The organism is Aeromonas sp. 602658 (genome assembly GCF_049173005.1).
Taxonomy (GTDB): Bacteria; Pseudomonadota; Gammaproteobacteria; order Enterobacterales; family Aeromonadaceae; genus Aeromonas; species Aeromonas veronii_A.
Genome location: NZ_JAAKRF010000006.1, coordinates 144212 through 159545 on the forward strand (window position 1 = coordinate 144212; position 15334 = coordinate 159545).

The 15334-nt window shown below is 60.6% G+C and carries 15 protein-coding genes and 2 tRNA genes; 5 read left to right on the forward strand and 12 right to left on the reverse strand.

Features of this window, described 5'->3' with window-relative positions:
• Positions 1 to 122: 122 nt before the first annotated feature.
• A complete protein-coding gene (locus G5253_RS07815; protein ID WP_421203103.1) occupies positions 123 to 1586 on the reverse strand; it encodes an NAD-dependent succinate-semialdehyde dehydrogenase in 1464 nt (487 codons plus the stop codon).
• 418 nt (positions 1587 to 2004) lie between these two features.
• Here G5253_RS07815 and puuR point away from each other — a divergent pair, with 418 nt between their 5' ends.
• Together puuR and G5253_RS07825 are read left to right on the forward strand one after the other, a co-directional pair.
• Complete coding sequence (gene puuR / locus G5253_RS07820) at positions 2005 to 2541, forward strand: HTH-type transcriptional regulator PuuR (protein WP_337072501.1); 537 nt, start codon at positions 2005 to 2007, stop codon at positions 2539 to 2541.
• Positions 2542 to 2586: 45 nt separating this feature from the next.
• Entirely contained in the window at positions 2587 to 3864 is a 1278-nt protein-coding gene (locus tag G5253_RS07825; RefSeq protein ID WP_421203105.1) for an NAD(P)/FAD-dependent oxidoreductase, read from the forward strand.
• Positions 3865 to 3980: 116 nt separating this feature from the next.
• On the opposite strand, the gene G5253_RS07830 is transcribed toward G5253_RS07825, so the two are convergent.
• The 6 genes from G5253_RS07830 to tsaA form a co-directional block, all read right to left on the reverse strand.
• Positions 3981 to 4229, reverse strand: a complete 249-nt coding sequence (locus G5253_RS07830) for a DUF3297 family protein (RefSeq protein WP_005347440.1) — start codon at positions 4227 to 4229, stop codon at positions 3981 to 3983.
• Between the two features lie 206 nt (positions 4230 to 4435).
• On the reverse strand, positions 4436 to 4924 hold the full coding sequence (locus G5253_RS07835) for a TIGR00645 family protein (RefSeq protein WP_216978340.1): 489 nt from the start codon (positions 4922 to 4924) through the stop codon (positions 4436 to 4438).
• 181 nt (positions 4925 to 5105) lie between these two features.
• Entirely contained in the window at positions 5106 to 6488 is a 1383-nt protein-coding gene (locus tag G5253_RS07840; protein ID WP_216953180.1) for an ATP-binding protein, read from the reverse strand.
• A complete protein-coding gene (locus G5253_RS07845) occupies positions 6488 to 7162 on the reverse strand; it encodes a response regulator (RefSeq protein WP_216953181.1) in 675 nt (224 codons plus the stop codon). Before G5253_RS07845 ends, G5253_RS07840 begins: the two co-directional genes overlap by 1 nt.
• A gap of 230 nt (positions 7163 to 7392) precedes the next feature.
• A complete protein-coding gene (locus tag G5253_RS07850) occupies positions 7393 to 7941 on the reverse strand; it encodes a cytochrome b (protein WP_236352638.1) in 549 nt (182 codons plus the stop codon).
• A 284-nt stretch (positions 7942 to 8225) separates the two neighbouring features.
• On the reverse strand, positions 8226 to 8930 hold the full coding sequence (tsaA, locus tag G5253_RS07855) for a tRNA (N6-threonylcarbamoyladenosine(37)-N6)-methyltransferase TrmO (protein ID WP_149153319.1): 705 nt from the start codon (positions 8928 to 8930) through the stop codon (positions 8226 to 8228).
• 213 nt (positions 8931 to 9143) lie between these two features.
• On the opposite strand from tsaA, the gene G5253_RS07860 reads away from it, so the two are divergent.
• Positions 9144 to 10142 (forward strand): NAD-dependent epimerase/dehydratase family protein, encoded by a 999-nt coding sequence (locus tag G5253_RS07860; RefSeq protein ID WP_421203108.1) that lies wholly within the window; start codon positions 9144 to 9146, stop codon positions 10140 to 10142.
• A gap of 159 nt (positions 10143 to 10301) precedes the next feature.
• On the opposite strand, the gene G5253_RS07865 is transcribed toward G5253_RS07860, so the two are convergent.
• The 4 genes from G5253_RS07865 to cydD all read right to left on the reverse strand — a co-directional run bounded on the left by G5253_RS07865 (position 10302) and on the right by cydD (position 14725).
• Complete coding sequence (locus G5253_RS07865; RefSeq protein ID WP_005338205.1) at positions 10302 to 10688, reverse strand: DUF488 domain-containing protein; 387 nt, start codon at positions 10686 to 10688, stop codon at positions 10302 to 10304.
• 9 nt (positions 10689 to 10697) lie between these two features.
• Entirely contained in the window at positions 10698 to 11069 is a 372-nt protein-coding gene (gene rcsF / locus G5253_RS07870) for an Rcs stress response system protein RcsF (RefSeq protein WP_421203110.1), read from the reverse strand.
• Between the two features lie 163 nt (positions 11070 to 11232).
• Positions 11233 to 12963 (reverse strand): heme ABC transporter ATP-binding protein/permease CydC, encoded by a 1731-nt coding sequence (gene cydC, locus G5253_RS07875; RefSeq protein WP_421203112.1) that lies wholly within the window; start codon positions 12961 to 12963, stop codon positions 11233 to 11235.
• Complete coding sequence (gene cydD / locus G5253_RS07880; protein WP_337073884.1) at positions 12956 to 14725, reverse strand: heme ABC transporter permease/ATP-binding protein CydD; 1770 nt, start codon at positions 14723 to 14725, stop codon at positions 12956 to 12958. Before cydD ends, cydC begins: the two co-directional genes overlap by 8 nt.
• A 201-nt stretch (positions 14726 to 14926) precedes the next feature.
• Here cydD and G5253_RS07885 point away from each other — a divergent pair.
• A tRNA-Gly gene (locus G5253_RS07885) sits at positions 14927 to 15000 on the forward strand.
• A 15-nt stretch (positions 15001 to 15015) separates the two neighbouring features.
• Positions 15016 to 15090 (forward strand) — tRNA-Gly (locus G5253_RS07890).
• 157 nt (positions 15091 to 15247) lie between these two features.
• Here the strand turns inward: G5253_RS07890 and G5253_RS07895 are convergent.
• Positions 15248 to 15334, reverse strand: an 87-nt coding sequence (locus G5253_RS07895) for an integrase core domain-containing protein (RefSeq protein WP_244774704.1), incomplete at its 5' end; no start/stop codon positions are given.

A 15334-nucleotide genomic window follows, 5' to 3' on the forward strand; every position in this document is an offset into this window, starting at 1 on the left:
TTCCTCCCTGAGGGGCCGCAGCCCCGGATATTCCCTGAAAATGTGGTGGGCGATCTGGCGCCCATTACCGCCGAACAGCCCATCGGGCCAGATCGGCGGCCTGTCGTCTCTGTTTTACTGCCCTAGCGAATGGCGCCAAAGCAGAGATATTTGGTCTCCAGATACTCCTCCAGCCCCTCGGCGGCCCCTTCCCGGCCCAGACCTGACTCCTTGATGCCGCCGAAGGGAGCCAGCTCAGTTGAAATGATCCCCTCGTTGATGCCGACCATGCCGTATTCAAGCTGCTCGGCGACGCGCCAGACACGGGCGATATCGCGGCCATAGAAGTAGGCGGCGAGCCCATAAGGGGTATCGTTAGCCAGCGCGATGGCTTCAGCTTCCGTCTCGAAGCGCACCAGCGGGGCGACCGGGCCGAAGATCTCCTCCTGCAGGATGGGGTTGGTTTTATCCACCTTGCCCAAAATGGTGGGTTGGTAGAAGAGGGGGCCGGCGGGGTGGGCTTCGCCCCCCAGCAGCACTTCGGCACCGGCGGCGACTGATTGCTGCACCAACTCGGCCACCTTGCTGGCGGCAGCCGGGTTGATAAGCGGGCCGATCTGGGTGCCCTCCGCCATACCATCTCCCACCTTGAAGGCTCTGACGGCAGCGGTCAGCTTCTCGGCGAAGGCGTCATAGACACTGGCCTGCACCAGAATGCGGTTGGCACAGACGCAGGTTTGCCCGGCGTTGCGGTATTTGGAGGCGAGTGCCCCGGCCACGGCGGCGTCGAGGTCGGCGTCGTCAAAGACGATAAAGGGGGCGTTACCGCCCAGCTCCAGCGACAGCTTTTTCATGGTGTCGGCGCATTGGCGCATCAGCAGCTTGCCGATGCGGGTGGAGCCGGTGAAGGAGAGCTTGCGCACCACCGGATTACTGCACAGCTCGTTGCCCACCGCGCTCGCCTGATGGCTGGTGACGATATTGATGACACCGGCGGGGATGCCCGCCTGCTCGGCCAACACCGCCAGCGCCAGCGCGCAGAGCGGCGTTTCTGCGGCGGGTTTGATGACGATGGTGCAACCCGCTGCCAGCGCAGGGCCCGCCTTGCGGGTGATCATGGCAATGGGGAAGTTCCACGGAGTGATGGCGGCGACTACCCCGACCGGCTGCTTGATGGTGGCCAGCCGGCGATCGCCGCTAAAACCCGGGATGGTGCGGCCGTAGGCGCGCTTGCCCTCCTCGGCGAACCACTGGATAAAGCTGGCGCCATAGGCCACCTCGCCCTTGGCTTCCGCCAGCGGCTTGCCCTGCTCGCAGGTCATGATGCGCGCCAGCTCGTCGCTATGGGCTGTGATGGCGGCAAACCAGGCGTAGAGCTTGTTGCTGCGCTCCTTGGCGGTCAGCGCAGCCCAGGCGGGTTGCGCCGCGTGGGCGGCCGCGATGGCGCGGCGGGTATCCTCGGCATCCATGTCGGGCACCTGGGTAATGACGGCCCCGCTGGCAGGATTGGTCACCTCGAAGGTGCGGCCGCTGGCGGCCTCGCACCAGTGACCAGCTATATAGGCACGGGATTTGATCAAGCTTTGATTGGAACTGGTAGCGGACATGGCAAGCCTCGATGATGAAACCTGGCAGCAAGGTGGCGATGATGCGGCTCATCCTGTATTGCTGCCGTATAAAATAATAAGCACAGAGAGACCATAAATTGAGCGCAAATGTTTTTCAAGTGTTAAATATATTTGAATTGTTGGTGTGTCGCATGCTAGAAATTGGGCTGTGTAGCGCAGTTTAACCAGATGAACAGGGTGTCGCACGATAAGTGGTGTGCAAAATAATGAACGCCAGGCTGTGTAAGATAGCAAACAGTGATGCCATGGCTGGTCCGCTATTTTAACCAGTGGCAACAGGGAGGTGGCCAATGTACCAACGTGACAAGGGAATCGATGGCGGAGGCCTGCCATGAGCGGGGCGCCAACCCAGAGCAGCAGTACCCGCTCCGGTCAGGGGGCTGCACGGCAGGCGAGCATGGGGGAGCGGCTGGCGGCGGTGCGTCATCAACTGGGGCTCTCCCAGCGGAGGGCGGCCGAGCTGAGCGGCCTGACCCACGGTGCTATCTGCATGATCGAGCAGGATAAGGTGAGCCCCTCGGTCGCCTCGCTGCAAAAGCTGCTCACCGTATATGGCTTGCCATTGTCACGCTTTTTTGCCGAAGAGGAGCTGAGTCGCCCGCCGCAGGTGGTGATCAAGGGTGATCAGTTGATCGAGCTGGGCAGTCAGGGGGTCTCGATGAAGCTGGTGCACAACGGCAACAACCGCCGCCAGCTCGGCTTTATGCTGGAGACCTACCCCCCGGGCACCGACACCGGTGGTCAGGTGACCCACCAGGGAGAAGAGGTGGGCACTGTGCTGGAGGGGTCGGTGATCCTGACCGTGGCAGGAGAGAGTTATCAGCTGGAGGCGGGTGACAGCTATGTGATCGACACTGGCGAACCCCACAGCTTCAGCAATCCGTCGGGGGAGACCTGTCGCATCGTCAGTGCCCATACCCCGGCCAGTTTTTAATCTTGGAATAGGGTTTGCCAACCAAACCGGTAAGGAAACAGGATCATGACCGAACATGTAAACAGTTACTACGCAGCCAGCGCCAATAAACACGCGCCCTACCCGACACTGACCGAGCAGCTGGAGTGCGATGTCTGCGTCATCGGGGCGGGGTATACCGGCCTCTCCAGTGCCCTGCATCTGGTGGAGAAGGGCTACAAGGTGGTAGTACTGGAGGCGGCCCGGGTCGGTTTTGGCGCCAGCGGCCGCAACGGCGGCCAAATAGTCAACTCCTACAGCCGCGACATTGACACCATAGAAGCGAACTGCCCGCCGGATCAGGCCAGGCTGCTCGGTTCCATGCTGTTTGAGGGGGGGCAGATCATCCGCGAGCGGATCAAACGCTACAACATCCAGTGCGATCTGCAGGAGGGGGGCGTCTTTGCCGCCGAGACCGAGAAACAGTTCCACGAGCTCAAGGCGCAGCAGGCGCGCTGGCAGAAGTGGGGCAACGACAAGCTGGAGCTGCTCGATGCCAGAGGCGTGCGCGAAGTGGTGGCGAGCGATCGCTACGTCGGCGCCCTGCTCGACAAGAGCGGCGGCCATATTCACCCCCTCAATCTGGCTCTCGGCGAGGCTGAAGCGATCCGCATGCAGGGTGGGCAGATCTTCGAGCAGTCTGCCGTTACCAGCATCACCCCGGGCCAGCCTGCTCTGGTCAAGACCGCCAAAGGAGCGGTGAAGGCGCGCTACATAGTGGTGGCCGGTAACGCCTACCTCGGCAATCTGGTGCCCGAGCTCGCCGGCAAGAGCATGCCTTGCGGCACCCAGGTGATCGCCACCGAGGTGCTGGGGGAGGAGCGGGCCCGCGAGCTGCTGCCGCAGAATTACTGCCTGGAGGATTGCAACTACCTGCTCGACTACTACCGCACCAGCGCCGATCACCGGCTGATCTATGGCGGCGGCGTGGTCTATGGCGCACGGGATCCGGCAGATATCGAGCGGCTGATCATCCCCAAGATGCTCAAGACCTTCCCCCAGCTTAAAGACGTCAAGGTGGAGTACACCTGGACTGGCAACTTCCTGCTCACCCTGTCGAGGCTGCCACAGTTTGGTCGCATCGGCCCCAATATCTACTACATGCAGGGCTACAGCGGCCACGGTGTCACCTGCACCCATCTGGCGGGCAAGCTGCTCTCCGAGGTGCTGAGCGGTCAGGCGGAGCGTTTCGATGCCTTTGCCAAGCTGCCGCACTACCACTTCCCGGGCGGTCGGCTGTTCCGTATTCCCTTCACCGCCGCGGGTGCCGCCTGGTATACCTTGCGCGATCGGCTGGGGGTATAAGGGCTGCCCAGCGAGAAATATGGTCTGGTGCTGGCGACGATGCCAGCACAAATGCCGAAAAACAGAAGGCCACCGCGAGGGTGGCCTTCTGTTTTACCCGAAGCGGGTGGCTGCGATTAGCTGTAATAGGCTTCGACGGTGCCCTTGAGCTTGATCAGAATGGGCTGACCACGGCGATCCAGCGCCTTGGGGGAGGGGATCTTCACCCAGCCTTCACTGATGCAGTACTCCTCGACATCGGTGCGCTCTTTGCCGTTCAGGCGAATACCGATCGGGTGCTCGAAGCAGGCTGCCACATAGTGAGGGCTGCGGGGATTGCAGGAGAGGTGATCCGGCAGAGCCGGTTTGGTACTGGTATCGCTCATCGATATAACCCGAAATGAATAAAAAGTGGGTCATTGTAGAGAATGCCGCCATGGCATTCAAGGCGACCACAATACCGGCCAAGGCGGGCGGCCATCTATGTTGGTGACTTGATTATCCCCGTTGCCAATCCATCCCCTGCTCGGGGCGACCGCTATGCCCGGTCCATGTCGTGTTATCGGGCATAGCGTCTATCGCAGGCTGACTTCTATTTGCGGGTCAGCTTGTCGAGGTAGCCCATGGCGAAGGCCGAGAGGACAAAGGTGATGTGGATCAGCAGGTACCACTTGATCTTGTCATTGGGGAGGTTCTCGGCATTCATAAACACCTTGAGCAGGTGAATGGAGGAGATGGCGACAATGGAGGCGGCGACCTTGTTTTTCAGGGAGCCGGCATCGAGCTTGCCGAGCCACACCAGTTTGTCGTTCTCATCCCCTACATCGAGACGCGAGACGAAGTTCTCATAGCCGGAAAACATCACCATCACGATAAGTCCCCCTACCAGGGTGATATCGATCAGCGACAGTGTGACCAGCACCAGATCTACCTCTTTCATCTCCAGTATGTTGGGCAGGATATGGAGGATCTCCTGAAAGAATTTCACCCCCAGTGCCAGCAGTATGAGGCTGAGCCCAAGATAGATGGGGGCCATGATCCAGCGGGATGCGTACATCAATCTTTCAAACATGTTTTCCATAGTGCGATTAAAGATCCATCAAATGGTTAACAAACGAGTCGGCCATAGCTTAACCGAGATGCATCACATCTCAAGTATCTCGATAGCATATTGCTGAATTGGGTGGTGCCAGGCAGGATTTTTTAACCCCGGGGAGGGCGATGGAGCGGTTGGCAGGGCTCGTGGCCTTGCCCATCCGGTGTCAGGGAAGATCCAGGGTAAAGCGGGCACCGCCGAGGGGAGATTCATCGACCCGGATCTGGCCGCCGTAGCTGTGAACGATCTCGGTCACGACAGCCAGACCGATGCCCTGGCCGGGCGAGCTGTCAGCGCGCACGCCACGCTGAAAGATCTGCTCCGATTTGGCCGGATCGATGCCCGGGCCATCATCTTCTACCTCGATGCGTAACCGATCGAGATGGCGGCGTACCGTCACCTTCACTTCGCTGATGGCAAATTTGCAGGCGTTGTCGAGCAGGTTGCCCATCAGTTCCATCAGATCGCCCTGTTCGCCGTGGAAGAGGGCATCATCATCGAACTGGAAGTGGGTCTGCAGCTTCTTGTGGCGATAGACCTTGGCCAGACTGGCCAGCAGCTTCTCGATGAGCGGTACCGGCTCGGTGCCCTTGCTGGCGAGGCGCTGGCGACCGGTGACGGCTCGTCTGAGTTGGTACTGGATCATCTGATCCATGGTGAGGATCTGTTCATTGATGTTGTCGTGGATCTCCCGCCCCAGCTTCATTTCGCGGGTGGTGATCTGGATCAGCGCCAGCCGTGTTTTCAGGCTGTGAGCGAGATCGTTGAGGGCATGCTGGTAGCGCTGGGTCTGCTGGCGTTCGTTCTCCAGTAACTGGTTGATGGAATCGGTCAGCGGGGCCAACTCCCGTTCAAAATCATGGGCGATAGCATCCCGCTTGCCTGCCCGGATATCGTCGAGCTGATTGGCGATAGTGCGCAGGGAGCGAAGGCTCCAGAAGGTGGTGAGCAGCAGCAGCCCGGCCAGCAGCAGATAGGCGAGCAACGCCTGTTTGGCCGTCTGGTAGAGGTAGGCGCGGGACTCTTCGTGATAGCGTTTGGCCGAGTCAATCATCACCACGTAGTAGGCTGTGGTGCCGCTGCCGGGATTGCGGGTAAAACGCAGGCTGTAGACGAAGTAGCTCTCGCCGTTCTTGATGGTGTGCTTCTTGAAGAAGTAGTCGAGATCCATTCCCCCCAGATACTTCATCAGGTCCCGACAGATGGTCTGTTTGGCCTTGATCACCTCCGGCATATGGAGGCTCGACCAAATCAGCTCGCCATCGGCACGACAGATCAGCGTATCGAGATTGCTGTTACTGACCTGGCGGGAAATGCGTCCGATCTCGGTGGCTTCGCTGTTGACTGGCTTGGTAGAGGAGAACATCTTGGCAAGGTTCTCCTGCATGCCGGCGCTCGCCTTCTGGCTCTGCTCCTCCATATGGCCGAGGTAGAGGGCATAGACGGCGAACCCCATGCTCAGTGCGATGACCAGCAGCGAACTGAGCAGCAGTTTGATGTGCAGAGAGCTGCGGAGCATCCTGATGGGACGTGGCAGATGAAACTGCATCAGCTACAGGAGAGGTTGAAGATGTAGCCCTGACGACGGATGGTCGAGATGGGTTGAATCGTCCCTTCCGGATCCAGCTTTTTGCGCAGGCGGCTCACCATCACCTCTATGGTGTTGGGATCCCCCTCTCCATCGCCGTAGAGCTGGTCGAGTAACTGCTGCTTGGAGACCACCTGACGGGCGTTGCGCATCAGGTACTCCAGAATCAGGTATTCAAAGCTGGTGAGCACTGCCACTTCACCGTCGATGGTCAGCTCCTTGCGGGAGAGATCCAGCTCGTAATCACCGGCCTTCACTCTGGGGGAGATAAAGCCGGCGCTGCGGCGCATCAAGGCATTGAGGCGGGCCAGCAACTCATCTTTCTGGAACGGTTTGACCAGATAGTCATCAGCCCCCGCCTCCAGTCCTTCGACCTTGTCCTGCCAGTTGCCACGGGCGGTCAGCACAATGATGGGGAAGGGGATCTGCCGTTCGCGCAGTTGGCGGATCAACTGCAAGCCATCCATATCGGGCAGACCGAGATCGATGATCGCCACATCAATGGGGTAGTCGGCGGCATAGTGCAACGCAATTCCGGCCTGATCGGTGCTGTATACCTGATTGTTGGCTTCGGTCAGCAGAGAGGAGAGGTGGTGATTGAGCAGCTTGTCGTCTTCGACCAACAGAATTTTCATGATGTGAACGGTCATAGGGGTCCAGACTGTCAATTAGAAAGTGTATGTCGCTTTGAGTCAATTCGAATCCTATCGTGCAGCTCCTGTATCGGGACTGAATCATAAGGCGTTCTGCTTGTAGAGACCTGTCAGAGGCCTGAGCAGTGGGCCGCTTCAGAGACACCGGTCTTGTCGCGTTCAAAAAACAGAAGGGGCAATGTGTGCCCCTTCTGTTTTTGTTCTGCTGCTTGTTAGCTGCGGCGCGGCGGCAGCATATTGATGAGGGTGTTGTCTTTGAGAATATGGTGGTGATAGAGGGCCGCCACCGTGTGCAGGCCGATCAGGGCGTAACCGATATTGCCTAGGGTCTCGTGCACTTCCTTGATCAGTCCCTTGAGATCCGGACTTGGGGAGAGCAGGGCAGGCAGCTCAAGCCCGAAGAAGGGGATGGGTTTGCCCGCGGCGCTCAGCAGCAGCCAGCCAAACAGCGGGGTCAGAATAAGAAAACCGTAGAGGGCGAGGTGGGCCAGTTTTGCCAGCTTGTGCATGACTGGGGAGAGCTCGGGCACGATACGCGGCGTCGGGCTCATCCAGCGCAGGGCCAGTCTGACAAACACCAGGGCGAAGATAAGCAGCCCCAGCATAAAGTGCCACTCCTTCATCAGATCCCGGCCAGGGTCCCCTTTGGGGAAAATATCGCGAAATTCGATCAGGGCGTAGACGGCGATCATGGCCCACAGGGTCAGCCAGTGCAGCCCGATATTCAGGGTGCCATAACGTTGTTCACTGTTCATCAGCATAGGTTTGTTCCTTCGAAGTGCTGTCACATCCGTGTGGCATCCCCGCACTCAAACGTGTCGGGGCGAGGCCTGATCCTTTGGCGGCAACAGGCTGCCATGCTTGCCATCAACCGGCAGCCTGCGGCTGGCCTCAGTCAGAGAGGAGATACCCTCTGCTGTCTGCATGGTATCACTGGCAACCGGGTGGATAGTCTGATCAATGCCACACAATTTACAGGCTCATTAAGCCCCTTGTGACGTGAAGAAGGCGTGAAATAGCATCAGTGATGTCGGCCCGCCAAGGTTCAGGCGGGCTCGATGGCCAGCACCACGCAATCCGGCTCGCTGATGCGAAAACGGACGTTGCAGTCAAACAGCCGCACCCCGTACTCCTTCTCATCGGGCTTGCCCTTCTTGTAGGCGGGGCGCGGATCTTGTGCCAGCACTTCGCTCACCAGCTGGTGCAGCTCGGGATGGGCCTTGAGCCAGGGTTGCAACTGCTGTTCTGCCTCGGCAGTGAAGCTCACCGCCAGCGGCGGGGTGGGTGCGTCGGGGGCAAAGCCACCACGGGCATCCGGCAGGCTGTCGGCATAGGGAATGTAGGGTTTGATATCGACGATGGGGGTGCCATCGAGCAGATCCACCGCTCCCAGCTCCAGCCACAGCTTGCCACGCTCGCGACCGACCCCGTGCAGCTCGACCACCGAGAGCCCAAGCGGATTGGGGCGGAAGGTGGAGCGAGTGGCAAAGACGCCGACCCGCTCGTTGCCGCCAAGGCGTGGCGGGCGCACAGTCGGGTGCCAGCCCTGCGCCATGGTCTGGTGAAAGACGAAGCTGAGCCACAGATGGGAGAACTGCTCGATGCCGCGCAGCACATCTGGCTGATCGTAAGGGGGGAGCAGCTCGAGGCGGGCGCGGGCCGATTTGACCAGACCGGGCTGGCGGGGGATGGCGAACTTCTCCTTGTAGGGAGAGCGGATGATCCCGAGGGTGTCGATTTCGAACTTCATGGCGGATCCTGACTGAAAACCCCGGCAATTTAGCACAAGCGGTCCCAAAACGCAGGTTCGGCCTCACTACGCCCTTTTCTGCGGCGCTGCCGTGATCCCTGTCCCATCCCGGCCAGTCGGGAGCTGTGCCCGCGCGCCAAGTTGCGTAGGGTGAAGGCAACTGGCGTGTCAGGATGAAATGTGCGCACATGCGCCGAAGGGGGAGGGAGAGGGATGAAACTGCTGATTATCGGTGGCACCGGCTTTTTGGGGCGCCACCTCACCGCGCTGGCGCTGGATTGGGGCCATGAAGTGACTCTGTTCAATCGCGGCCTGCACCAGCATCCGGACTGGCGCGATCTGGTGCAGCTCACCGGCGACAGGGACAAGAGCCTGAGCGCCCTGCAAGGGGCCGGGTTGCAGTGGGATCTCGTCATCGATACCTGCTGCTATCGCCCCGAGCAGGCGGCGAGCCTCTCGGCAGCTTTGCTCGGGTGCTGCGCGCGGCTGATCTTTATCTCCACCATCAGCGTCTATCGCGATTTCTCAATGCCCGGAATGGACGAGTCGGCGCCGTTGCACCCTATCCCCGAAGGGGAAATGCCCACTGACTATGGCCCCCTCAAGGTGTTGTGCGAGCAGGAGTATCGCGCCCGCTGGGGCGAGCGGCTTTGCATCCTGCGCCCGGGCGTGCTGTGCGGCCCCCATGATCCTACCGGGCGCATGGCCTGGTGGATTAAGCGGGTGCAGCAGGGCGGGCCCTGGTTGCTGCCGGGCAGTGGCGAGGATCGCTTGCAGTATCTCGATGTGCGCGACTGCGCCGAGTTTGTGTTGCGTGCGGCCGAGCAGCAGTTGGGGGGCATCTTCAACCTGCTCAAACCCGGTATTACCTTGAGTGACTGGCTGGAGCGGCTGAGCGCCCGGTTGCAGCCCGCCCGCCCCATCCAGCCCGAGTGGTTGCCCTGGTCGACCCTGATGGCGGCCGGTATCGAGCCCTGGCAGAGCTATCCCACCCTCTTGCCCTGCGCGCAGGCGGAGTTTGCCGGTTACGGCTCTATAAGCGCCGAGGCGGCCATCGTTAAGGGATTGAACTTTCGGCCGCTGGAGGAGACCGCCGCCGACCTTGCCCACTGGCTGGCCATCGAGCCTGCCGCCGGGGTGGCGGAACATGCCATGACTCAGGCCGAGGAGACTTCGCTGCGGCAGCAGTTGCTGGAACCCAGTCTGCAATAGGAGAGGGGGCATCGAGCCGCTGCTACCGAGCGTGGCGCGGCAGGTGTGAATACAACGAGAGAGGGCATCCCGCGGGATGCCCTCTCTGTCTATCCATGCCTGATGGTTGCCGAATACAGGCTGACGCGATTCCCCATCACATCGCTGTCGCTCACCGAGTTAGCGAATGGCGGCCCCCGCGGCTACCAGCAGCTCTTTCAAAATGGTGCGATGGCAGCGGGACTCCTGCTCGCAGTAACAGCCCACCGACAGGTTGGTGGTGTGGGAGAGGGCGGCCAGCAGCGCCAGATCGTGCCTGGCGGCAGGTTGCGCCATCTCGGCCTTGTACTGTTTGCCAAACGCCGCCCATTGGGCGGGTGTCTCGGCTGCCTGCCCCAGCTTCATGGTCTCGCTGCTGGGGGCCAGATTGGGGAACCAGACATCGTACCAATGCTGGCTGGCAAATTCGCTCTTGGGTACGCCGCGGGGCGGGCGGCGTACCGTGCCGATCCGCAGCCCCTCATCGGGCAGGCGCGGGCTGCCAAGGCGAACGATAGCGAGGGCCATGACAGCGGGTTACTTCTCTTCGGCCACTTTCAGCGCCTGCCCGTAGCAGATCACCTGTTTCAGGCAGCCCGGGGTGTCGCTGAACTCGGCGCACTTGTCGATGGTGACGCCGTTGCCACCCATGTCGGCAGCACGGCGGCGGGCCAGGGTGCGCGCTTCACCGGCGTTGGGCACCGGCTGGTTGGCATTGGCCTGGCAGGATTCACCCTCGATGGTGCCGAGGTAGAGGTAGTTGAGGTCAGCCAGCTCATCCTGTTCATAGATGCGCACGCTACCGGGTTTGAAGTATTCGTCGAAGTTCTCTTTATCCAGATTGCTGTTGAAGGCGTAGTTGGCACAGCCGGAGGCAATCAGGGGCATCATCAGGATCAGGCGTTTCATCGTCTCGTATCTTGTGTCGGTGATGAGGACAGTAGAAATGCGCAGGCGCTCCATGTCGGCATCTTGTTGAATTATGAGGGGGACATTATAGGGGCCAGCCGCCTGCGGCGACCAGCCCCGTTTTGCGCCCTGTTGTCAGGGTGTGACCCCCATCAGCCTGATATCAAACCGGAGCCAGTCGCTGATAGAGGCTGCGGTAGTAATCATCCGCCAGCAGCTCGTTGTGCGGGGCGCAGAGGCGGATCTGTCCCTCTTCCATCAGGGCAATCCGGTCCATCTGCTCCATCCCCAGCAGGCGGTGGGAGATGAGCAGCAAGGTGCGATCTGCCCCAAGCTTGAACAGCAGATCCATGATCTCCCGCTCGGTCTGGCTGTCTAGCCCTTCTGTCGGTTCGTCCAGCAGCCAGAGCGGCGCATCGTGCAGCAGGGCGCGGGCGATGCCGATACGGCGACGCTCACCACCGGAGAGGGGGCGGCCGCCGTCACCGAGCCAGGCGTCGAGGCCCGCCTCATCTTCCAGCAGATTGGCCAGCCCGACCTGGGTCAGCCCCGCAATCAGCTGCTCGTCAGTGGCGGTCGGGGCGGCCAGTTTGAGGTTGCCCCGCAAGGTATCGGCAAACAGATGTACCCGCTGGCTCACCACCGAGATGGAGGCGCGCAGCGCACCTTCGCTGTAGTCGGTGAGCGGCTTGCCACCCAGCAGGATCTTGCCAGCCTGCGGGCTCCACTCCCGGGTCAGCAGCCCCATCAGGGTCGATTTGCCGCAGCCGGTCTGGCCCAGCAGGGCCAGCTTCTCACCGGCGTGCAGTTGCAGGGTGCAGCCACGCAGCACCGGCTGGGGGTTGCCGGGGTAGCCAAAATAGAGGTCATTGATCTGCAGTGCACCAACGGTGGCATGGGTCTGCTCGTCGCCCCACACGGGGGCTTTGGCCTCTTGCAGGATCTCGTTCAGGCGGCGTGCCGAGGTGAGGCTGGTGGAGAGGTGCTGGAAAGCCCCCGCCAGCGGCATCAGTGCCTCGAAGCTTGCCAGGGTGGCAAAGACCATCAATGCGGTGATGGGGTCGGGCGCAGCGCCCGCTACCCCATGACCGGCCAGCCAGAGCATCAGGGTCAGGGTCCAGCCGCTCAGCAGTTGCACCGAGAAGTTGGCCAGCCCGCTCACCTTGGCCATCCGGGCCTGCGCGACGAGCAGTGCCTGTTCGGCTTGTTGCAGCTCAACCAGCGCCTTGGGGGCGGCGGCAAACATCTGCAGCTCGGCCTGACCATCCAGATAGTCCACCATCCGGGTGCGCAAGGTCGATTTTTCGGCAATCAGCGCCTGACCGGGGCGACGGCCGAGGAAGTAGAACACCAGCGGCAGGGCAATCATGCCAAACAGCAGAATGGCACCCAGGGTGAGGGCGAGACGGCTGTCGAAAAACGACAGGAAGAAGACCAGTCCGGCGGTGCTGAGCAGGGCCGCGCCTATGGGGGTGATCAGCCGCAGATAGACGTGGTCCATCGCATCGATGTCGGCTACCAGTCGGTTGAGCAGATCCGCCTGACGGAAACCTGCCAGGGTACCTGTGGAGAGCGGCGAGAGTTTCTGCCAGAACCAGACCCGCAGTCGGGTTAGTACCCGGAAGGTGGCATCGTGGCTCACGACCCGCTCACCCCAGCGACCGGCTGTGCGGACGATGGAGAAGAAGCGCACTCCGCCTGCAGGGGTCATGTAGTTAAAGGCATGGGTCGTCGCAACTGTCATCCCCGCCACGGCGGCGGCGGAGAGGAACCAGCCGGAGAGGGAGAGCAGCCCCATGCCGGCGGCCAGGGTCACCAGCGCCAGCAGCAAACCAATGGTGAGGCTGAGCCAGTGTTGGCGATAGAGGCGCAGAAACGGCAACAGATCACTCATCGAGAGAACCTCCGGAACGTTGGGAGAGCAGGCGGGCAAAAGGCCCATCCGCCTGACTCAATTGTTGGAAGCTGCCTTGCTCCACCAGCTGGCCATGGGCCAGCACCATTATCTTGTCCATCTTGGTAAGCTGGTCGAGGCGGTGGGTGATCATCAGCAGGGTCTGGCCAGCCATCGCCTGCTCGAGGGTGGTCATGATGGCGCGTTCGGAGTGGCGATCCAGACTGGCGGTTGGTTCATCGAGCACCATCAGCTGGGTTGATTTGAGCAGGGTCCGCGCCAAGGCAAGGCGTTGGGCCTGACCAACCGAGAGGCCGCCTGCCTGATCGCCGACCGGATAGTCGAGCCCCTTCTCCATGGCAAATTCCCACGCCTGTGCCCGTTTCAGGGCATCTTCCAGCTCGGCATCGCTGGCCGTTGGCTTGGCCAGCAGCAGGTTGTCACGCAAGGAGGCGTGGAACAGCTGCGGGTTTTGCGAGAGCCAGCCCAGTTGCAGGCGCCATTGGCTCATGTCGAGGGTGGCGAGTTCCTGTCCGTTGACCTTGAGCTCACCGCGATAGGGGGCAAAGCCGAGCAGGGCGTTGACCAGCGAGCTCTTGCCTGCACCGCTGACGCCGATGAGGGCGGTGCGTGAACCGGCTTCCAGGGTGAAGTCGATGGGGCCGACCAGCACCTTGCCTTCGGCGCTCAGCACTTCAAGTCCTTTGGCTTCTACCTTGACCGGGCTGTCGGCATGGAACGGCGCCGTGCCTGCGGCCGGTTCGCTCACCTCGGCTTCGAGGAATTCCAGCAGCTGCTCGGCAGCGCCAATGGCCTGCGCCTTGGCGTGGTAGTGGGCACCCAGTTCCCGCAGCGGGGCGTAGAACTCGGGGGCGAGAAACAGCACGAACAGGCCGGTAAAGAGGGTGACCTTTACCCCATAGCTACCAAAGTTCAGATGGTCGATATAAGAGAAGCCAAAGTAGACGGCAACCAGCGCCACAGAAATGGCTGCGAAGAACTCCAGCACGGCGGTGCTCAAAAACGCCAGGCGCAGCACCTCCATGGTGCGCTCGCGAAAATCTTCCGAGGCGTCGCGAATGGCGTCACCTTCTGCCTGGGTACGCATAAAGAGTTGCAGGGTACGCAGCCCCTTCAGGCGATCGAGGAAGTGGCCGGAGAGACGGGCCAGCGCCTGAAAGTTGCGGCGGTTGGCATCGGCGGCGCCCACACCCACTAGGATCATAAAGATGGGGATGAGGGGGGCAGTGCCCAGCAGGATCAGGCCCGCCGCCCAGTTGACCGGGAATACAGCCACCAGAATGACCACCGGAATAAAGACGGCGATGGCCATCTGCGGCAGATAGCGGGAGAAGAAATCCTGCATATTTTCAATCTGTTCCAGCAACAGGCTGGCCCAGCTACCGGCCGGACGGCGCTGGATATAGGCAGGGCCGAGGCGACTTAAGCGAGTGAGCACAAGCTGGCGGATGGTCTGGCGCACCGCGCTGCCCGCCTTGAAACTGGCCACTTCGCGGCCATAGGCCAGCGCAGCTTTGCCAAGTGTCACCAGCAGCAGGGTAATAAAGAGTGTGATGGATTGCTCAGGCGTGGAGCCTTCGATGATAAAGCCGTGCAACAGGGTCGCCAGCAGCCAGGCTTGCGCCACCATCAGAATGCCCTGGCCAAGGCCAAAAGCGATGGATATCGTGATCCAGCGGCGACCGTGACTCGATTGCTTGCGCAACCAGCCATAGAGACGTTTTTGCGTTTTTTTATCCATTACCACCATCCTCGCGTCGAGTGGCGCAAGACTATCCTTGCCGTTTGGCCTTGGCAACCTTGTAAATTATCTGTGTTGAAAATGTTTGATTGAAAAAGCAACCGTCTGTTCAATCCTTGTCCGAACAGATTGATTTATTGAAAAAAGTGGCAAAGGCGCCATTGCGCTCGGCGGCAAAATGCATATAGTAGGAGCCCTGACGCGGGTGTAGTTCAATGGTAGAACGGTAGCTTCCCAAGCTGCATACGTGGGTTCGATTCCCATCACCCGCTCCAAATTTCAGATGCCAGGCGGGCATCGTATAATGGCTATTACCTCAGCCTTCCAAGCTGATGATGCGGGTTCGATTCCCGCTGCCCGCTCCAGCTTCAAAACAAAAAGCCCACTCCTGCGAGTGGGCTTTTTGTTTTTCATCTGTCTTGTGCGCCGTTCGACGTCACGCTCACCATTTCTAAGCTTTAAGGCAAACCGCATGTCTAGTCCTGAAATAGGTTTACACATTTTCAACTAGCATTTCTCTACTCAGAACCCCCTATGTACCGCATCGGGGGTTCTGTATTTCAACGCATGATGCGGCCGCTCCTCGTTGTAAATATCCACAGCTTCACG